Origin of the sequence: Dryocola boscaweniae (genome assembly GCF_025215095.1) — a bacterium.
In the GTDB taxonomy this organism is placed as follows: domain Bacteria; phylum Pseudomonadota; class Gammaproteobacteria; order Enterobacterales; family Enterobacteriaceae; genus Dryocola; species Dryocola boscaweniae.
In genome coordinates this window covers 17011-36528 of sequence record NZ_JALHAP010000082.1, presented here as the reverse complement: position 1 = coordinate 36528, position 19518 = coordinate 17011, and the positions used below count along the sequence as shown (strand labels likewise).

Here is a 19518-nt window from a genome sequence, read left to right as displayed (position 1 = left end):
TAAGCAAAAGTCGTGCCTTGCGGCACAAAGGAGAAAAAATGCAGAAAATAGTGATTATCGCCAACGGGGCTGCTTACGGCAGCGAATCTCTGTTTAACAGCCTGCGCCTTGCGATTGCGCTTCTTGAACAAGAGCTGCGTCCGGATCTGAAACTCTTTTTAATGTCCGATGCGGTCACTGCGGGATTGCGCGGTCAGAAACCGGCTGAGGGATACAACATTCAGCAGATGCTGGAAATTCTTACCGCGCAGAATGTGCCGGTGAAATTATGTAAAACCTGCACCGACGGGCGCGGCATTACCGGGCTGCCGCTGGCGGATGGCGTTGCCATCGGCACGCTGGTCGAACTTGCCGCGTGGACGCTTGACGCCGATAAAGTATTAACATTCTAATAATTACCCGACAGTAATACTTTTTACTTATACCTTGCCCTCGCCCATCAAGTTTCCTGCTGTGTTTGCCGATAGTTTCCGAAAACAACACAGCAGGAAAACATCATGTTCAGGTCAATACGCGCTCGGATTATTTGTGTGACGGCAGGCTGTTTGATCGCCGCGCTTCTTCTCAACACCATTATCAACTATCGGGTCACCCGTGCGGACAATCTGCAATCCATTGAGGAAACGCTAAAAAGCACCAGCGAAAGCCACGCTGTTGCCATCACCGACTGGGTGAACAGCAAAATGGCCATCATCCGTTCACTGGATGGCGTAGCGCTAACGGACGATCCGGTGCCCGTTTTCCGTCACCTCGCCGCCGCCGGCGGTTTTACGAATGTCTATGTCGGCTATGCCAGCAAGACGGCAAAGTTTTCCGATCCTACCGGCGTTCCCGCCGATTATGACCCAACGGTTCGTCCGTGGTACCAGCAGGTTTTAAAAGAGAATAGCCCCGTTGTGACCGCGCCGTACGTGGACGCGGGCACCGGGAAACTGGTGGTCACTTTTGCGGTGCCGGTTTTTGAAAACGGCGAGCTGAAAGCGGTTGTTGCCGGCGATGTGACGATGGACAGCGTTGTGGCGAACGTGCGCAGCATTCACCCAACGACCAACAGCAGCGGGATGCTGGTCGACGGCGACGGTTCGGTTATCGCGGCGTTAGATCCCGCATTAACCCTCAAGCCGTTTAGCGACGCGGTAACCGGCACAAGCTTTGACCGGCTGCTGGCGGACGGCCACCGTGCCACGGGCACTATGGGCGATAAAACTAAACAGTTGCTTGCCACGCCCGTACCGGGTACGCACTGGTTCCTGATTGTCGCGCTGGATAATAATGACGCTACCTCCGGCATGAACGCTTTGCTGAAGGCCTCCGCCATCGCGCTGGTCGCTCTGGTGCTTATCTCAGGCGCGGTGGTGCATTTCCTCGTGGCAACCGTGCTTAAGCGCCTGAGCAGCATCCGTGATGCGATGCGCGCCATCAGCTCCGGCACTAACGATCTTTCGCAACGTCTTCCGGAAGCGGGCAACGATGAAGTGGCGCAAATTGCCCATGCTTTTAACGCCTTCAGCGATAAATTGTCGGTGGTGATGGTGCAGTTGCGCGATGCCAGCGCGTCGGTAAAAGTCGCCGCCAATGAGATTGCCGCTGGCAATCAGGATCTCTCCGGCCGTACCGAGCAAGCCGCTTCGAGCCTGCGTGAAACGGCAAGCGCCGTGGAGCAGATTACCGCCTCGGTGGCTAACTCTACCGAAGCTGCGGCGCAGGCCAATATCCAGACCACCAGCGCAACCGAAGCCGCAGAGCGCGGCGGACGAGTCGTTTCGCAGGTTATCTCCACCATGCAGGCCATCGAAACTGCCTCGGGGAAAATCGGCGATATTACAGGCGTTATCGACGGCATTGCTTTCCAGACCAATATCCTGGCGCTGAACGCATCGGTTGAAGCAGCCCGGGCTGGTGAACAAGGACGTGGGTTTGCCGTGGTTGCGGGCGAAGTGCGAAATCTTGCGCAGCGCAGCGCGCAGGCGGCAAAGGAAATCAAAACGCTCATCGACTCCACCACGCAAAGCGTGTCGCATGGCTCTAAGTACGTGCGTCAGGCAGGCGAAGCGATGGATGAGATCGTTACCAGCGTGGGCAGCGTTTCCGGCATCATGCGCGAAATCACGATCTCTACCAGCGAACAGATGAAAGGCATTCAGGAAATTAATCACGCGGTGACGCATCTGGACAATATGGTGCAGCAGAACGCAGAGCTGGTAGTGCAGTCCGCTGCCGCAGCGGGAGCACTACAAAGCCAGGCTGGAGAACTGGCGGAAACCGCGGGACATTTCCGTATTTAATGGCAGGCAAAAGCGTTTTTATAAACGTTTAATTCGTCTGCTGAATGGTTTCAGGCATTTCCGCACAAAATTTACTGAGTCATGGCGTTTTTTGATCAAAGTCAGCATCTGCAGATGCCCTCTCTGGTGTTATGCATAAAGTGTGATTTGTGAACAACATCACTGATTGCGAGGATACCCTGGGGGCATGGACGTCATATTTCGGCGAAATTGCGGAGTGAAAAATGCCAGTAGTGAAAGCCAGTCTGAACCTTTTTGGCGGCGATACGGTTGTCGTGCGTTGCTCGGATAGCTGTCATATCCATTTGATGAGTGAATCAAGCGTTCGCGGTCGGCCGCAAACCGATATTCTTAGCGTCGAGGGCAAGCAGTCCGCTTATTTAAGCGTGCCTTACAGCGGCACATGGAGGGTGTTGATTGACAGCCACTGCCAGACGCTGGAGCATTCGATAAGCTATGTTCCTGCTTAGACGAGAGTAAAAAACCCGCGATTACGCGGGCTTTTTTTAACGCCAGAATCATTACGCGAAGCCCGCCTGGAAACATCCACCCTCTTCTTGCGGCTTTTGCAGCCAGGCTCGTACCTGGCTTACCAGCTCATCCAGGCAGTCGTCATGCATGCCGTGCTTTTTCAGTTCAACTTCGAGTGAGAACAGGTACTGCGCGTTGGTTCCCAGCGGGCCGCTGGCCGCAGCGATAAGCGGCGCGATGGTTTGTGGGCAGGTATCGGCTTCATACAGAGGATGACGCGGGTCCATGATAAACACCAGGGCGTTAACGGTGCGGCCATCATCTAATTCCAGCCTGCACCAGGTAGGCAGATAGCAGCCGGTTATCATTTCGCGCTTCCAGACAAGCGTTAGCTCATCTTCAAGCTGCGCTTCCGGCAGACGATAGGCAAGTCCCGTGGTTCGCCCGCCCTCTTTAAGCGCCAGCATTCTTCCCGGCCGGCTTGCCGTGCCGCGACCGGCGGTTAAACGCAGACAGAATGCCCGATGCCAGCCCACCAGGGTGCCCGGCGCTGATTCGTCGAATTCGAAGGCCGGGTTCCACATTAAAGAACCGTAGCCAAATATCCACACGGGGCTTAGATCGGGCCGACAGGCAAGCGTCGCCGCAAGCGATGCTGAACGCTGCTCGGGCGTCCACAGTAAGGATTCCTCGATGGAACCAAAAGCCGTCTTACAATCCGCATTCATTAAGAAGTCGCGCGTTAACACCCTACACCTCCGCCACTGCATACTTCCTTGTGACTACGTCAGCTATGCCTTCCCGGCTTTTATCACTGCTCACTTATAAAGCAGCATAACGGTGACGATAAGCAATTAGCGAGTCGCTGGCAAGTTTGATGATGATCACAAAACAGTAAGAATGTCATTTTCACTTGCCAGAGTGGGGAAAGGCGGTCGGGGGTCGGACCAGAGCGTGGCGCTACAAAGGCTATTTTTTCTTATGCCATTTATCATCATCGCCTTTCTGGTATTGATGCTTCACGGCGGCCCAGGCGACCTTATGGGCCGTTTCTTCCCGGCTGGCATCGCCTTTGCGGTCCTCTTTATCCTTGTATTCATCCCAGGCGCTGTTAAAGGCTTCTTTGTAAATATCCTGCGCATGGGCAGGCAGAACATTTTTCACGCTGTCCGGCAGGGAGCTTTTGCTTTTATAAGGCATAGATTAATCTCCTTTATGGGTGACTCTTAAGTGTGAAACAAAGAGGTCATTGTCGCCAGAAATTCAATAATCTTGATTTTAATTAAAATTATCCATTTGATTAATAAGAAATAAATAACTATAAAGCCTGTTTATGCACGATTAATCTGATAAACATGCAAAAGCCGTAAAATTAAGTAAATATTTCCGAGTTATCGTCATTTTTTGCTATTTTGTACCGGTTAAAAATTCTATCTACTATGAAAAAATAGCTTATCCCTTGCGCCGATGGAGAATCATAATGCCAAAAACACAACATGAGGCGGTGAAAACCCGCCATAAGGAGAGTTCCCTCATTTTTCCGGTGCTGGCACTGGCCGTGTTGGCTGTATGGGGGTCCAGTCAGTCATTGCCGGTGGTAGTCGGAATTAACATTCTGGCGTTAGTGGCTATTTTAAGCAGCGCCTTTAGCGTAGTACGTCATGCCGATGTTCTGGCGCACCGCTTAGGTGAACCGTACGGCTCATTAATTCTCAGCCTTTCCGTTGTTATTCTTGAAGTCAGCTTAATTTCCGCATTAATGGCGACCGGCGATGCCGCGCCCACGTTAATGCGGGATACGCTTTACTCCATCATTATGATTGTCACCGGCGGTCTGGTGGGCTTCTCATTGCTGCTTGGCGGGCGTAAGTTTGCGACCCAGTACATGAATCTGTTTGGCATCAAGCAATACCTGATAGCGCTGTTCCCGCTGGCGGTGATTGTTCTGGTGTTTCCTACCGCCCTGCCGGAAGGCAATTTCAGCGTCGGCCAGTCGCTGATGGTGGCCGGCATTTCCGCTGCGATGTATGGCGTTTTCCTGCTGATTCAGACCAAAACGCACCAGAGCCTGTTCGTCTATGAACACGAAGATGAAGCGGATGACGACGATCCGCACCACGGCAAGCCGTCCGCGCACAGCAGCACCTGGCATGCCATCTGGCTGGTGGTGCATCTGGTTGCGGTTATTGCCGTCACCAAAATGAATGCCAGCCCGCTGGAGTCTTTGCTGAGCACGCTCAACGCTCCGGCGCAGTTTACAGGTTTCCTGGTCGCCCTTCTGATTCTCTCGCCTGAAGGCCTGGGCGCTCTGAAAGCGGTGCTGAGCAATCAGGTGCAGCGCGCTATGAACCTGTTCTTCGGCTCGGTACTGGCGACCATTTCACTGACGGTTCCTGCGGTAACGCTGATTGCGATTCTGACGGGTAATGAGCTTATCTTCGGGCTTGGCAAACCGGAAATGGTGGTGATGCTCACCTCGCTTGTGCTGTGCCAGATTTCGTTCTCAACCGGGCGCACCAACGTGCTTAACGGCACCGCGCACCTCGCCTTGTTCGCCGCTTATCTGATGACAATCTTTGCCTGACGAGGCAAAGCCATAAAAAAAGCCCTTATCTTTTGATAAGGGCTTTTTTACGTTCAGACGTCCTGGAAACTTAGTGGCTGGTATCCAGCGGCTCGAAACCTTTCACCAGATCGTCAATCGCTTTAATCTGCTTGAGGAAAGGCTCCAGTTTTGCCAGCGGCAGCGCGGACGGACCGTCGCAGCGCGCGTTGTCCGGGTCCGGGTGCGCTTCAATAAACAGACCGGCAAGGCCTGTTGCCATACCGGCGCGAGCCAGTTCGGTAACCTGGGCGCGACGACCGCTGGACGCTGCGCCAAACGGGTCGCGGCACTGCAGGGCGTGGGTCACGTCGAAAATGACCGGCGCGCCGTTAGAAACCTGTTTCATCACGCTGAAGCCCAGCATGTCCACAACCAGGTTGTCATAACCGAAGTTTGCGCCGCGATCGCACAGAATAATCTGGTCGTTGCCGCCTTCGTGGAATTTATCAACGATGTTGCCCATCTGACCCGGGCTTACGAACTGCGGTTTTTTCACGTTGATAACAGCGCCGGTTTTCGCCATCGCTTCAACCAGGTCGGTCTGACGCGCAAGGAATGCCGGCAGTTGAATCACATCTACAACATCGGCAACCGGCTGCGCCTGGCTTGCTTCATGAACGTCGGTGATGATTTTCACGCCGAAAGTTTGCTTCAGCTCCTGGAAAATCTTCATCCCTTCTTCAAGACCCGGCCCGCGGTATGAGTGAATGGATGAACGGTTGGCTTTATCAAACGATGCCTTGAACACGTAAGGAATGCCCAGCTTCTGCGTAACGGTAACGTAATGCTCACAGATACGCATCGCGAGATCGCGCGATTCCAGCACGTTCATGCCGCCAAACAGCACAAATGGCAGGTCGTTTGCAACTTTGATATCGCCAATGCTAACCACTTTTTGTTCCATCTTTCAGATCGCCTTATCAGGTGTGAATCAAAAATTTTGCATTAATGCAGGGTGACCTGCTTATGCGAAATCGAGTTAATTTGCGCTTTGATCATTTCGCTAATCGGGTCTTCAGGGCACTGCTCAACGAAATAGCTCAGATCGTTAAGCGCCACGTGTTCGCAGTCGAGCTGCGCATAGATAAGACCGCGATCGCGGATTTCATACGGATCTTCCGGGTTGAACTGGAGCAGGGCTTCGCTGGCGCGTAATGCCAGTTCCATTTGCCGCTCTTCCATCAATGCGGATTTTAGCGTATCCAACAGTTTGCGGATGACCTCGGCGTTGTCGGACTCATCAAGATCTTCTTCAAAAAGTTCAGCGCCTGGATTGATATTGCCTTTCAGCCACACTTCAAGCGTGTGCTCATCGAGCGTGTCGCCATTAAACGGATTAATGAGCCACATTTCCCCATCCAACCAGTCGCCGCGCAGGATAAGCTGCGTCGGGAAAATAACCGGCATTAAAGGAATATCGAGATGTTCGGCAATCCACAGCAAAATCGCGCCCAGGGAAACGGCGCTGCCCTGGCGATTTTTCAGCACGTTATCCAGCCACAGGGCGTCCGACAGACGATACACACCGCCGGCATCTTTGAATCCCCATTCGCCATAAAACAGTTCCAGCAGCTTTTCGAGCTGCTGGTCCGCATGGTCCGCCTCGCAGATGTCTTCACGTGCCTGACGGACCAGTTGATCCAGTTGTGCCCGCACCTGTGCTGCGGGAAAATCTTCCCGGATAAGTTGGGAGACCAGAATCATCCCCTCGCACAGCGGTGCCTGATTAAATTCGAAATCGGCTAACGACCTCATACAAACCCCAATAACGGTATTTTTGTGGTGGCGAGTTTAACGATGATGTAGAGCACCACCAGCGCCAACAGAAAGGCAAACCACCGTACCTGCTGGCTGCGCGGGCGTCGGCCTAGCGCGATAAAACCCAAAACGATATAGATGATAACGCCAAATAGTTTTTCAGTCAGCCATGTCCCCTGTGGGGTGAATGGATAAAAATGCGTAATCATCACCAGTGCAATGCCGCTGCCCAGCAAAAGGGTGTCGTTCACATGCGGGACGATGCGTACCCAGCGTTTGTGCGACAGAGCGGAATCACGGTATTGCCACCAGTAGCGCAAAATAAACAGGCTCACGGAAATGATGACTGTCAATATATGCAGATGTTTGAATGCAAAGTAAGTTGCCAACTGTTGCGTTCCTTATCGTTAGAAATAGCGTCCTAAAGTCAGGCGATCGTTGCCGCCGTAATCCTGACAGGTCTGAACCTCAACGAAACCGGCCGCGATAAACAACTGCCGCACCTGTTGCGCCTGCTGCCAGCCGTGCTCCAGAAGCAGCCAGCCGCCGGGTTCGAGAAACTGCCACGATGTTTCAATCAGCGCGTGTATATCCGCCAGCCCAAAATTGTCCGCAACCAGCGCGCTCAGAGGTTCAAAACGCACATCCCCCTGCGCCAGATGCGGATCGTCACGGTCAATATAAGGCGGATTACTGACGATAACCGAGAAACGCTGAGTATTGAGCGCACTAAACCAGTGACTTTGCAAGACCTTAACATTAGTAATGCCAAGCCGATCGGCATTACTGCGAGCAAGCTCTACGGCTTCAGGGATAACGTCCAGCGCGGTAATTTCGCACTCCGGGCGCTCGCTTGCGATAGCCAGCGCGATTGCGCCCGTGCCGGTACCTAAATCAAGCACGGAGCAAGGCGCGGCAGGCATGCGCGCTAATGCCTGCTCAACAAGACATTCGGTATCAGGACGAGGAATAAGCGTTACCGGAGAGACACGCAGCGGCAGCGACCAGAATTCGCGCTCGCCAACCAGATGAGCGACCGGTTCACCGCGCACGCGACGGGTAAGCAGTTCGTTTAACTGCCGCAGTTGCTGCGCCGTAAGTTCAGTCTCCCCAAACGCGAGGATAAAAGTTCTTGCTTTGCCTGTGACAAAACCCAGCAGGATTTCCGCATCGCGACGCGGGCTTTCGCTCTCAAAGAGTTGGGCTATCGCCTGCTGTAGCCAGTGCTGAAAATCCATTAATCCTGCTCGGACAGCGCCGCTAGCTGGTCGGCCTGGTATTCCTGCACGATAGGCTCAATCAGCCCGTCTATTTTACCTTCCATAACTTCGTCCAGACGATACAGCGTGATATTGATACGGTGATCCGTCACGCGGCCCTGCGGGAAGTTGTAGGTACGGTTACGGTCAGAGCGGTCGCCGCTGCCTAACAGGTTACGACGGGTGGACGCTTCTTCCTGCTGGCGCTTGGCCATTTCGGCCGCGCGAATACGTGAACCCAGCACGGACAACGCTTTTGCTTTGTTTTTATGCTGTGAACGTTCGTCCTGGCACTCCACCACAATGCCGGTCGGCAAGTGGGTGATACGGATAGCCGAGTCGGTGGTGTTAACGTGCTGACCGCCCGCGCCAGAGGAGCGGAAGGTATCGATACGCAAATCGCCGGGATTAATATCCGGCAGTTCCGCTTCCGGGATTTCCGGCATCACCGCTACGGTACAGGCCGATGTGTGAATGCGGCCCTGAGATTCCGTTGCCGGGACGCGCTGCACGCGATGTCCGCCGGACTCGAATTTCAGACGACCGTAAACGCCGTCGCCGCTAATTTTGGCAATCACTTCTTTATAGCCGCCATGTTCGCCTTCGTTGGCGCTCATGATTTCAACTTTCCAGCGGCGGGATTCCGCATAGCGGCTGTACATGCGGAATAAATCACCGGCAAACAGCGCCGCTTCATCGCCGCCGGTCCCGGCCCGCACTTCAACGAACGCGTTGCGTTCGTCATCCGGGTCCTTAGGCAACAGCAGAACCTGTAATTGCTGTTCTAATTCTTCGCTGTCGCTTTTCGCCTGGTTCAGCTCTTCCTGCGCCATTTCGCGCATTTCCGGGTCGTCGAGCATGCTTTGTGCGGTTTCAATATCTTCCTGAACCTGGCGCCATTGCAGGAAGCAGCGAGAGACATCGCTAAGCTGAGCGTATTCGCGAGAAAGCGCGCGAAAACGGTCCTGATCGGCGATGGTGGCTGCGTCGCCAAGCAGGGCCTGAACTTCTTCATGGCGCTCCTGCAAGGCTTCCAGTTTGGCAACAATAGAAGGCTTCATGGGCGGTGGTTCACCTTGTAATAAGAGTTGTTGTGCTAATCCAGCCCGAGGCTGTTGCGCAGAATCTGCAGGCGTTCGTCATCCCCGTCACGGGCAGCCTGCGTGAGCGATTTGGTTGGTGCGTGGATCAGGCGATTGGTTAATTTCCAGGCCAGATCCTGAAGAACGGTTTCGGCGTCGGCGCCCTGGGAAAGCGCAGCGAGCGCCTTGCCAGCCAGGTCGTCGCGAATAAGCTCCGCCTGGCTGCGATATTCGCGGATAGTTTCGGTTGCGCTTTGGGCGCGCATCCAGGCCATAAACTCACTGCATTCCTGCGCCACGATGGTTTCAGCTTCCGCCGCGGCGGCTTTACGCTGCGCAAGGTTGTTCTGAATGATGGCCTGCAGGTCATCCACGCTATAAAGGTAAGCGTTGGCGAGTTTACCCACTTCCGGCTCGACATCGCGCGGAACGGCGATATCCACCAGCAGCATGGGTTGGTTACGACGCGCTTTCAGGGCGCGTTCTACCATGCCTTTTCCGATTATCGGCAGTGGGCTTGCGGTGGAGCTGATAATAATATCGGCATCCTTTAGTCGCTCATCGATATCGCTCAGGCTAATGACTTCCGCGCCGACTTCATCAGCCAGCACCTGCGCCCGCTCGCGGGTACGGTTGGCGATAATCATTTTCTGCACGTTGTGTTCGCGTAAGTGACGGGCAGCAAGCTCAATGGTTTCGCCTGCGCCAACGAGCAGCACGGTCACTGTGGAGAGGGATTCGAAGATCTGACGAGCCAGCGTGCAGGCCGCGAAAGCCACCGACACGGCGCTGGCGCCGATGTCTGTTTCGGTACGAACGCGTTTGGCGACAGAGAAAGACTTCTGGAACATGCGTTCCAGTTCGCTGGAAAGCGACTGGCCTTTTTGGGAGTCGGCAAAGGCTTTTTTCACCTGCCCCAAAATTTGCGGCTCGCCGAGCACCAGCGAATCCAGACCGCTTGCGACACGCATCAAATGGCTGACGGCGTCGTTGTCATGATGCCAGTACAGGCTATTCCGCACTTCCTCTTCGTTGAGGTTGTGGTAATCGCACAGCCAGCGCACCAGCCGTTCATGCAGGTTGTCCTGCTCTTCAACGCTCAGATAGAGTTCGGTGCGGTTGCAGGTAGAAAGCACCACGCCGCCCTGCACCATCGGCTGTTCCAGCAGGCTACCCAAAGCCTGGTCGAGCGTGTCCGGCGAAAACGTTACACGTTCTCGCAGCGATACCGGAGCAGTTTTGTGGTTGATGCCTAGTGCTAACAGGGTCATTGAGCGGTCTGAGTAATACCGATGTTGATAAGAATTGACTTGGCGCATCATACAGGATGCGGGCGGTCAATAAAAGAGAGCCACCCCTTGATGAGTATCAGCCTAATTTATGATTTAAGACAACTTGACCGTAGACGCCCTGCCAACGCACCGCTAGCATAAACGGTTAACCACAATAACGATTTCTAAGGATTTGTAGCCGCTATGATCATGCCTAAAGCCCGTCTGATGCGCCTTCTGCCACTCGCAAGCCTGGTCCTGGCCGGGTGTGCTATCAATCAACCGACCGGACCTGGCAAAAGTCCGGACTCGCCGCAGTGGTTACAACACCAGCAACAAGTACAAAAAATCACCCAATACCAGACGCGTGGCGCTTTTGCTTATCTTTCCGATAGCCAAAAGGTATATGCGCGTTTTAACTGGCAACAAACCGCGCCGGACAGATATCGTTTATTGCTTACCAATCCGCTTGGCAGCACTGAACTTGAACTGAACGCGCAGCCGGGCAAAGTGCAACTGGTTGACCGCAACGGCAAACGTTATGAAGCGCAGGACGCAGAAGATATGGTCGGTCGTCTGACAGGCATGCCGATTCCATTAAACAGCCTGCGTCAGTGGATGCTCGGCCTGCCGGGCGAGGCGACCGACTACAAAATCGACAGCCAGTATCGCCTGAGCGAAGTGAATTACACCGAGAACGGCAAAACCTGGAAAGTGGTGTACAGCGACTACAACGATAAAGTGCAGCCTGCTCTGCCTTCTAATATGGAACTGCGCGAAGGCGACCAGCGTATCAAGCTGAAAATGGATAACTGGATCGTTAAATAATGATTACCCGCTGGCCGTCTCCCGCAAAACTAAATCTTTTCCTGTACATCACTGGCCGTCGGGCGGACGGCTACCATAATCTACAGACGTTGTTTCAGTTTCTGGACTATGGCGACACCCTCACTATCGAACTTCGCCAGGACGGCGAACTTCAGCTTCTGACGCCCGTTGCCGGCGTGCCAGACGAAGAAAATCTGATTGTCCGGGCCGCGCGATTATTAATGAACGAAGCGCAGCGGCTGGGCACGTTGCCTGCGGGCGCAGGCGCGAACTTAAGCGTAGAGAAGCGTTTGCCGATGGGCGGAGGGCTTGGCGGCGGCTCTTCGAACGCGGCTACCGTGCTGGTTGCGCTAAATCATCTTTGGCAAAGCAGGCTGAGTGAAGATCAACTTGCAGCCCTGGGCGTTACGCTGGGCGCCGACGTTCCCGTTTTTGTTCGCGGTCATGCAGCTTTTGCCGAGGGCGTAGGAGAAATTCTCACCCCAGCCGAACCGGAAGAAAAATGGTATCTGGTTGCACATCCAGGGGTGAGCATTCCGACGCCGGTTATTTTTAAAGATCCTGAGCTGCCAAGAAATACGCCAGTCCGCACAATTCAGACGTTACTGGATTGTGAATTTAGTAATGATTGTGAGGTTATCGCAAGAAAACGTTTTCGTAAGGTTGATGAGCTGCTTTCCTGGCTGTTAGAATACGCGCCGTCGCGCCTGACTGGCACCGGCGCTTGCGTGTTTGCTGAATTTAACACCGAGTCCGAAGCCCGCCAGGTGCTTGAGCAAGCCCCGGAATGGCTGCATGGGTTTGTTGCGCGAGGCGTTAATCTCTCCCCGCTGCATCAGGCCATATCCGGGCAAGCTGAGTATTGGTGACAACGTCACCTCGTTTCAGACGTTGCATCAAGCTCTTTATACACCGCCTGGATGGGTGTTGCCCCACCCGCCTTCCGCATTGTTGCGGTAGCAGCCATCCGCCACTGGACGCATGCCTGAGGTTTTTCTCGTGCCTGATATGAAGCTTTTTGCTGGTAACGCCACCCCGGAACTAGCACAACGTATTGCCAACCGCCTGTACACCTCTCTTGGTGACGCCGCCGTCGGACGTTTTAGCGACGGTGAAGTAAGCGTACAAATCAACGAAAATGTACGCGGTGGCGATATTTTCATCATCCAGTCCACCTGTGCACCAACCAATGACAACCTGATGGAACTCGTTGTTATGGTCGACGCCCTGCGCCGCGCTTCTGCAGGTCGTATTACCGCTGTTATCCCTTACTTTGGCTATGCTCGTCAGGATCGTCGTGTGCGTTCTGCCCGCGTACCGATCACCGCGAAAGTGGTTGCTGACTTCCTCTCAAGCGTTGGGGTTGACCGTGTTCTCACCGTGGACCTGCACGCAGAACAGATTCAGGGCTTCTTCGATGTGCCGGTAGACAACGTCTTCGGTAGCCCAATCCTGCTGGAAGATATGCTGCAAATCGGTCTGGAAAACCCCATTGTGGTTTCCCCGGACATCGGCGGCGTGGTGCGTGCTCGTGCTATCGCCAAGCTGCTGAACGACACCGATATGGCCATTATCGACAAACGTCGCCCACGCGCTAACGTTTCTCAGGTTATGCACATCATTGGTGATGTGAGCGGCCGGGACTGCGTGCTGGTTGACGATATGATCGATACCGGCGGTACGCTGTGTAAAGCAGCGGAAGCGCTGAAAGAACGCGGCGCTAAACGTGTATTCGCCTACGCAACTCACCCGATCTTCTCCGGTAACGCGGTTCACAACCTGCGTAACTCGGTTATCGACGAAGTTATCGTTTGCGATACCATCCCGCTGTCTGATGAAATCAAAGCGTTGCCAAACGTCCGCACCCTGACTTTGTCCGGGATGCTGGCCGAAGCTATTCGCCGTATCAGTAATGAAGAATCAATCTCTGCGATGTTCGAGCATTAATCGAATTCGCTTAAAAAACCCGCTGCGGCGGGTTTTTTCGTTTTCGGACCCTTTTATCAGCACGGCCTCCTTCACCTGCCATTGATGACAGATGATGCGCTCACGGATGGAATCATTGTGAAAAACGTATCTTCTCCTGTTATGCCTTTTCGCGCCCTGATAGACGCCTGCTGGCGCGAAAAATATACCTTTGCCCGTTTTAGCCGCGATGCAATCGCCGGTATTACCGTCGGGATTATCGCTATTCCTCTGGCGATGGCTTTGGCTATCGGCAGCGGCGTGGCGCCGCAATATGGACTCTACACCGCGGCGGTTGCCGGGATAGTCATTGCGCTGAGCGGCGGTTCGCGCTACAGCGTTTCCGGCCCAACCGCCGCTTTTGTGGTAATTCTTTACCCGGTTGCCCAACAGTTCGGCCTGGCGGGTTTGCTTATCGCCACGCTAATGTCCGGATTGTTTCTTATCCTGTTTGGCCTGGCGCGCTTTGGTCGCCTAATCGAATATATTCCGCTGTCCGTGACGCTCGGTTTTACTTCAGGGATTGGGATCACCATCGCCACCATGCAGGTGAAAGATTTCTTTGGCCTGCAGCTTGAGCACGTGCCGGAACACTATCTGAATAAAGTCGCCGCGCTGGCGATGGCCATGCCGACCCTGAATTTTGGCGACGCCGCGATTGGCGTTGTGACGCTCGTCGTGTTAGTTCTTTGGCCGCGTCTGGGCATTCGGTTACCAGGCCATTTACCTGCGCTACTGGCGGGTTGCGCCGTAATGGGCATCGTGCATTTAATCGGCGGGGATGTCGCCACCATCGGCTCCCGCTTCCACTATATTCTGGCAGATGGTACCCAGGGCAACGGTATACCCCAGCTTCTGCCGCAGTTGATGCTGCCGTGGAACATTCCTGACTCAAACTTTACCCTGAGCTGGGATTCTCTCACCGCCCTTCTGCCCGCCGCGTTTTCCATGGCGATGCTTGGCGCGATTGAATCCCTGCTTTGCGCTGTAGTTCTTGACGGCATGACCGGCACTAAACACAACGCTAACGGCGAACTCATCGGCCAGGGGCTGGGCAATATTATCGCGCCTTTCTTTGGTGGGATTACCGCTACGGCAGCCATAGCCCGCTCGGCTGCGAACGTGCGAGCTGGCGCGACTTCCCCTGTTGCAGCCATTATCCACTCGCTGCTGGTGATTATGGCGCTGCTGGTGCTGGCTCCACTGCTTTCCTGGCTGCCGCTTTCCGCCATGGCCGCCCTGCTGCTGATGGTCGCATGGAACATGAGCGAGGCGCACAAAGTTATCGACCTGCTCAGGCGTGCGCCGAAAGATGACATCATCGTGATGCTGATTTGTATGTCGCTGACCGTGCTGTTCGATATGGTCATTGCTATTAGCGTCGGGATCGTGCTGGCTTCACTGCTGTTTATGCGCCGCATCGCAAGAATGACAAGGCTTGCGCCGCTGAATATCACGACGCCGAAAGGCGTGCTGGCGCTACGCGTCACCGGCCCGCTGTTCTTTGCCGCAGCGGACGGGTTGTTTACCGACTTAAGTCTGCGCGTAGAACAAAACCACATCATTATTCTGCAATGGGATGCCGTTCCGGTCCTTGATGCCGGTGGGCTTGATGCGTTTAGCCGCTTTGTGGAAAAACTGCCGGAAGGTTGTGAACTGCGCGTCACAAATCTGGAGTTCCAGCCGTTAAGAACGCTTGCCCGCGCAGGCGTAAAACCCATACCCGGGCGCCTGGCTTTCTTCCCTGATGTGCAGTCCGCGCTTGAGGCCTGAAAAAAGCTCCGCTGAATACTTTATAAATTCCGCGAAGACGCAATGTGCTGACACTTTAATTAAATTTGAAGCCCAACCAGTACATTGCGCTTTACTTTTACATACGCAATTTTTTATATGCCGTCTTCCGTCAATGTTGATAACGGCATTCCAGATACCTACGGCTGGATTTATCCATAACGCATAAAATCGCCCAAAGTTAAATTTACAGCGCATAAGGAATATTAAAGACAAAGTTAATAATCAGATTTCCCGAGGGGAACCTGGTCAAAAAACAAACATGACAGGTATTGTCTTACAACAAAATAATCCCGCACGCGGCGAGATTATTTTGTTGAGATTAAATGGATTAATTAAACCAACTGGATTCTTTTTTAATGCGAGCTTCGCCTTCGCTGGTAAGCAGGCTTTTCTGTCCTTCAGACACGTTGCGATTGGCTTCAGCCCGAGACCTGGTCACTTCACTTTCAGCGGATTTTGCACGAAGCTCCTGGTCGATATACTCGTTCTCACGATTAACGCGAGCTTCTTCACGCTTAAGCGCCAGCTTTTGACGCTGCAATTCAAGATTACGCAATTCGTCATCAAAAGACTGGTCGCGCTTTTTATCAGCGAGCGCCTCTGCGTTGGCTTTGGCTCGTCGAGCCTCTACAGCCGCTGCGTGCTTACGTGCCGCGGCCGCCGCATTAGCACGACGATTCTCTTCAGCGCGAATAGCGCGATCCTGTTCGGCCTGCCATGCATCAGCCTGGCGTTGTTCGGCTGCTTTTCCGGATTGTTCAGCCTGGGCTACGCTTGCAATTTGCGATTGCAGGGAATTTGCGGAAGCATTGAAGCAAACAGCGGCCAAAACAGAAGCAATAATCATTATTTTCATGGTCATTCTTTTATCCATTGACAACAATTATGATTTTTCCGCCGGGCAAGTGGTATTGGGTTGAATACGGGTTTCGTCCGCCTTGGTTGTGATAACGACCGCCAGACCGGTGGAGAACTGGCAAGCTTTACCCACCTGTGTCGAAGTGAAAACTTTAGTATCTTCTTTATAAGTCAGAGAAACTGCATCAACCATTACGGTATCTTTAACGCCAGCGCTGGCCATTGAGCCAACCACGCCGCCGCCCGCGCCGCCCGCCACGGCGTTAAGCGTAGAATTTGAGCCGGTATTGAAACCAACAACCGCACCTGCCAGCGCGCCTACGACGGCCCCCATATTACGAGCGGTATTTTTATTGGCGGTGTTATCCACCGCAACTTTGGCCGGCAGGATTGAAATAATATTAACCGTTTTAGTTTCCTGCTTAGAATTAAGTTGACCAACCTGATAAACATCCGCAGCATATTTATCCGCATTGTCTGCACAACCGGCAAGAGCCACAGAAGCAAAGACAATTGCAGCAATTTTTTTTGTAGCCGAATTCATTTCAAAACCCCATCGTTAACAATAATAAAATACAGTCAGTACCAGTCTGGGTTAACTCCCGTGGGGAAATCATCCATCAGAAACATAATTACTGTGCGTTATTAAAAAATAGATTTAATGCAAACTGGATGCACTTCTGCAACAGGCAGGCAACAGTACTTTAAATTAAGATAAATCTCAAATGATATGTATTGACAGGTTTAAATAAGGAACAATCAAATTCTTTTGGGGACTATGGCTTATAGCACGCGAGCGTGTTCATTTTTAAATCAATGCGGCGTTAACGCTTTTGTACTGCCTGAAATAAAAAAGCTCCGTCAAATGCGGAGCTTTTTTCGCTTATTGCATACTTAGCTATGATGGTGGTGTTCATCGCGGCGACAACGTTTGTCATAGTGGCGCACCCACCAATACCTGTCGCAAACCTGTTCGCGTCCGCCTGCTCGCGCGCCGGCAAGCCAAAGCACTGCGCCGACAAAAATGCTTAAAATGGCGCCGTGAGCAAAATACTGCGGGAAATCAAATTGAGGTAGCTGGTTCAAAATGGAATAACCCACACCACCCACCATGACGACTAGCCCCAACCCCATGAGAATATTACCGAGTAACGAAGCGTTTTTGCGTTTCATCTGTCACCTCCGGATGGTTCCTGGGTCGGCGGGGAATATCCCCTTTCCTTGTGTGTAAAGTATAGACAACACCCCCCGCAAATATGTGCGCCAGCGATCACAATTACGAATGAAAGTATGACAAAAACTTACAAATAAGCTGCTGAATAGCATGAAATTCTAATGATTCAGCTATTGAACTATTCAATAGTTCGTCGACCAACGCATTGCGCTTTGTCATCAAGCTGACAGCACAGTAAACTACGCGGCTTGAGTCTGCTTTTCAGGAAATGAAACGTGAGTATTAAATTGATTGTCGGCCTGGCAAATCCGGGTGCGGAATACGCGGCGACTCGCCATAACGCCGGAGCCTGGTATGTTGATTTACTGGCCGAACGCCATAACCAGTCGTTGAAAGAAGAAGCGAAATTCTTCGGTTATACCGCGCGCATTAGCCTTGCCGGTGAGGATGTTCGCCTGCTGGTGCCGACCACGTTTATGAACCTGAGCGGCAAAGCCGTAAGCGCTATGGCGACCTTCTTCCGTATTGCGCCGGATGAAATTCTGGTAGCCCATGATGAGCTGGATCTGCCGCCGGGCGTGGCAAAGTTTAAGCTCGGCGGCGGGCACGGCGGGCACAACGGCCTGAAAGACATCATCAACAAGCTGGGCAATAACCCTAACTTTCACCGCTTACGCGTCGGTATCGGCCATCCGGGCGATAAAAACAAAGTTGTGGGCTTTGTCCTTGGCAAACCGCCGCTTAGCGAACAAAAACTGATTGATGAAGCGGTAGACGAAGCGGCGCGCTGCACAGAAGTCTGGCTTAAAGAAGGGCTGACTAAAGCTACTAATCGTCTGCATGCTTTCAAGGCGCAGTAAGCCCTGCGGGGGCCGTCTGAGCCTATTTCCCGCCCGTTATAAACGGTTTACGTGTATAATAGGCAAAGTTATCTACATTTTTTCATTGAGTTAACATCAACTCTTTGATTATCAAGCAATTAAGGTGATTTAAACCATGGGATTCAAATGCGGTATCGTCGGCTTGCCGAACGTCGGTAAATCCACTCTGTTCAACGCGCTCACCAAAGCGGGAATCGAAGCTGCTAACTTCCCGTTTTGCACCATCGAGCCGAACACCGGCGTCGTGCCAATGCCGGACCCACGTCTGGATAAGCTTGCCGAAATCGTAAAACCACAGCGCATTCTGCCTACCACCATGGAATTCGTGGATATCGCAGGCCTGGTAAAAGGCGCTTCCAAAGGTGAAGGCCTGGGTAACCAGTTCCTGACCAACATCCGCGAAACCGAAGCTATCGGCCACGTAGTGCGTTGCTTTGAGAACGACAACATCATCCACGTGAACAACAAAGTCGATCCGGCGGATGATATCGACGTTATCAATACCGAGCTTGCGTTATCCGATCTGGATACCTGCGAACGCGCCATTCATCGCGTGCAGAAGAAAGCCAAAGGCGGCGATAAAGACGCAAAAGCTGAACTGGCCGCGCTGGAAAAATGCCTGCCGCATCTTGAAAACGCGGGCATGCTGCGCGCGCTGAAATCCCTGACAGATGAAGACAAGGCCGCTATCAGGTACCTGAGCTTCCTGACGCTCAAACCAACCATGTACATCGCGAACGTTAATGAAGACGGTTTCGAGAATAACCCTTACCTGGACAAAGTGCGTGAAATCGCCGCCGGCGAAGGTTCTGTGGTTGTTGCCGTTTGCGCAGCCGTTGAATCTGATATCGCTGAGCTGGACGATGCAGATCGTGACGAATTCATGGCGGAGCTGGGTCTGGAAGAGCCGGGCCTTAACCGCGTTATTCGCGCCGGTTATGAACTGCTGAACCTGCAAACCTATTTCACCGCTGGCGTGAAAGAAGTTCGTGCATGGACCATTCCGGTTGGCGCAACCGCTCCGCAGGCAGCCGGTAAAATCCACACCGATTTCGAGAAAGGCTTCATCCGCGCGCAAACCATCGCTTATGAAGACTTCATTACCTACAAAGGTGAACAAGGCGCGAAAGAAGCGGGCAAAATGCGTGCGGAAGGCAAAGACTACATCGTGAAAGATGGCGATGTGATGAACTTCCTGTTCAACGTTTAATCGTTACTGTTGTCTCATGAGTTCGCAACGTATCTCATGAAGATCGGAAATCTAATAAAATCCACGCAATTGCGTGG

General features: G+C 53.1%; 21 protein-coding genes. 10 read left to right on the top strand and 11 right to left on the bottom strand.

Annotated features, from left to right (window positions below):
- Nucleotides 1-38 precede the first annotated feature (38 nt).
- The 3 genes from MUA00_RS17565 (at nucleotide 39) to MUA00_RS17555 (ending at nucleotide 2755) form a co-directional block, all read left to right on the top strand.
- Nucleotides 39-392 (top strand): DsrE/DsrF/TusD sulfur relay family protein, encoded by a 354-nt coding sequence (locus tag MUA00_RS17565; protein ID WP_271124292.1) that lies wholly within the window; start codon nucleotides 39-41, stop codon nucleotides 390-392.
- A 105-nt stretch (nucleotides 393-497) separates the two neighbouring features.
- Entirely contained in the window at nucleotides 498-2285 is a 1788-nt protein-coding gene (locus MUA00_RS17560; RefSeq protein WP_271124291.1) for a methyl-accepting chemotaxis protein, read from the top strand.
- Nucleotides 2286-2509: 224 nt separating this feature from the next.
- Nucleotides 2510-2755, top strand: coding sequence for a DUF1883 domain-containing protein (locus MUA00_RS17555; protein WP_271124290.1), 246 nt, complete (start codon nucleotides 2510-2512; stop codon nucleotides 2753-2755).
- Between the two features lie 51 nt (nucleotides 2756-2806).
- On the opposite strand, the gene MUA00_RS17550 is transcribed toward MUA00_RS17555, so the two are convergent.
- On the bottom strand, nucleotides 2807-3505 hold the full coding sequence (locus MUA00_RS17550; protein ID WP_271124289.1) for a gamma-glutamylcyclotransferase: 699 nt from the start codon (nucleotides 3503-3505) through the stop codon (nucleotides 2807-2809).
- A gap of 220 nt (nucleotides 3506-3725) precedes the next feature.
- The gene (chaB, locus tag MUA00_RS17545; RefSeq protein ID WP_271124288.1) at nucleotides 3726-3956 is read right to left on the bottom strand and encodes a putative cation transport regulator ChaB; all 231 of its coding nucleotides are present in this window, start codon (nucleotides 3954-3956) and stop codon (nucleotides 3726-3728) included.
- A 280-nt stretch (nucleotides 3957-4236) separates the two neighbouring features.
- Between chaB and chaA the strand changes: the two genes are divergently transcribed.
- Complete coding sequence (gene chaA, locus MUA00_RS17540; protein WP_271124287.1) at nucleotides 4237-5340, top strand: sodium-potassium/proton antiporter ChaA; 1104 nt, start codon at nucleotides 4237-4239, stop codon at nucleotides 5338-5340.
- A gap of 70 nt (nucleotides 5341-5410) precedes the next feature.
- On the opposite strand, the gene kdsA is transcribed toward chaA, so the two are convergent.
- The 6 genes from kdsA to hemA are packed head-to-tail and all read right to left on the bottom strand — an operon-like array spanning nucleotide 5411 to nucleotide 10731.
- On the bottom strand, nucleotides 5411-6265 hold the full coding sequence (gene kdsA, locus MUA00_RS17535; protein ID WP_271124286.1) for a 3-deoxy-8-phosphooctulonate synthase: 855 nt from the start codon (nucleotides 6263-6265) through the stop codon (nucleotides 5411-5413).
- A gap of 41 nt (nucleotides 6266-6306) precedes the next feature.
- Nucleotides 6307-7116 (bottom strand): invasion regulator SirB1, encoded by an 810-nt coding sequence (gene sirB1 / locus MUA00_RS17530; RefSeq protein ID WP_271124285.1) that lies wholly within the window; start codon nucleotides 7114-7116, stop codon nucleotides 6307-6309.
- Nucleotides 7113-7508 (bottom strand): invasion regulator SirB2, encoded by a 396-nt coding sequence (sirB2, locus tag MUA00_RS17525; protein ID WP_271124284.1) that lies wholly within the window; start codon nucleotides 7506-7508, stop codon nucleotides 7113-7115. Before sirB2 ends, sirB1 begins: the two co-directional genes overlap by 4 nt.
- Before the next feature lie 18 nt (nucleotides 7509-7526).
- Nucleotides 7527-8357 carry a peptide chain release factor N(5)-glutamine methyltransferase gene (prmC, locus tag MUA00_RS17520; RefSeq protein ID WP_271124283.1) on the bottom strand — a complete coding sequence of 277 codons (831 nt, stop codon included), beginning with the start codon at nucleotides 8355-8357 and terminating at the stop codon, nucleotides 7527-7529.
- Nucleotides 8357-9439, bottom strand: coding sequence for a peptide chain release factor 1 (gene prfA, locus MUA00_RS17515; RefSeq protein ID WP_271124282.1), 1083 nt, complete (start codon nucleotides 9437-9439; stop codon nucleotides 8357-8359). Before prfA ends, prmC begins: the two co-directional genes overlap by 1 nt.
- Nucleotides 9440-9474: 35 nt before the next feature.
- Nucleotides 9475-10731, bottom strand: a complete 1257-nt coding sequence (gene hemA, locus MUA00_RS17510; RefSeq protein WP_271124281.1) for a glutamyl-tRNA reductase — start codon at nucleotides 10729-10731, stop codon at nucleotides 9475-9477.
- A gap of 204 nt (nucleotides 10732-10935) precedes the next feature.
- On the opposite strand from hemA, the gene lolB reads away from it, so the two are divergent.
- The 4 genes from lolB to dauA all read left to right on the top strand — a co-directional run bounded on the left by lolB (nucleotide 10936) and on the right by dauA (nucleotide 15297).
- Nucleotides 10936-11559 carry a lipoprotein insertase outer membrane protein LolB gene (gene lolB, locus MUA00_RS17505; RefSeq protein ID WP_271124280.1) on the top strand — a complete coding sequence of 208 codons (624 nt, stop codon included), beginning with the start codon at nucleotides 10936-10938 and terminating at the stop codon, nucleotides 11557-11559.
- Nucleotides 11559-12428, top strand: coding sequence for a 4-(cytidine 5'-diphospho)-2-C-methyl-D-erythritol kinase (gene ispE / locus MUA00_RS17500; RefSeq protein ID WP_271124279.1), 870 nt, complete (start codon nucleotides 11559-11561; stop codon nucleotides 12426-12428). The genes lolB and ispE overlap by 1 nt, the downstream gene beginning before the upstream one ends.
- Nucleotides 12429-12558: 130 nt before the next feature.
- A complete protein-coding gene (gene prs, locus MUA00_RS17495) occupies nucleotides 12559-13506 on the top strand; it encodes a ribose-phosphate diphosphokinase (protein ID WP_008454180.1) in 948 nt (315 codons plus the stop codon).
- Between the two features lie 84 nt (nucleotides 13507-13590).
- Nucleotides 13591-15297: a C4-dicarboxylic acid transporter DauA gene (gene dauA, locus MUA00_RS17490; RefSeq protein ID WP_408639722.1), complete on the top strand. Its 1707-nt coding sequence runs from the start codon at nucleotides 13591-13593 to the stop codon at nucleotides 15295-15297.
- A gap of 349 nt (nucleotides 15298-15646) precedes the next feature.
- Here dauA and MUA00_RS17485 read toward each other — a convergent pair whose 3' ends face one another.
- The 3 genes from MUA00_RS17485 to ychH form a co-directional block, all read right to left on the bottom strand.
- Nucleotides 15647-16174 (bottom strand): DUF5384 family protein, encoded by a 528-nt coding sequence (locus MUA00_RS17485; protein ID WP_271125001.1) that lies wholly within the window; start codon nucleotides 16172-16174, stop codon nucleotides 15647-15649.
- Between the two features lie 27 nt (nucleotides 16175-16201).
- Nucleotides 16202-16720 (bottom strand): hypothetical protein, encoded by a 519-nt coding sequence (locus MUA00_RS17480; RefSeq protein ID WP_271124278.1) that lies wholly within the window; start codon nucleotides 16718-16720, stop codon nucleotides 16202-16204.
- A gap of 350 nt (nucleotides 16721-17070) precedes the next feature.
- Entirely contained in the window at nucleotides 17071-17349 is a 279-nt protein-coding gene (gene ychH / locus MUA00_RS17475) for a stress-induced protein YchH (RefSeq protein ID WP_271124277.1), read from the bottom strand.
- A gap of 276 nt (nucleotides 17350-17625) precedes the next feature.
- On the opposite strand from ychH, the gene pth reads away from it, so the two are divergent.
- Together pth and ychF are read left to right on the top strand one after the other, a co-directional pair.
- Nucleotides 17626-18210, top strand: coding sequence for an aminoacyl-tRNA hydrolase (gene pth / locus MUA00_RS17470; RefSeq protein ID WP_271124276.1), 585 nt, complete (start codon nucleotides 17626-17628; stop codon nucleotides 18208-18210).
- 136 nt (nucleotides 18211-18346) lie between these two features.
- Entirely contained in the window at nucleotides 18347-19441 is a 1095-nt protein-coding gene (gene ychF, locus MUA00_RS17465) for a redox-regulated ATPase YchF (protein WP_271124275.1), read from the top strand.
- Nucleotides 19442-19518 lie beyond the last annotated feature (77 nt).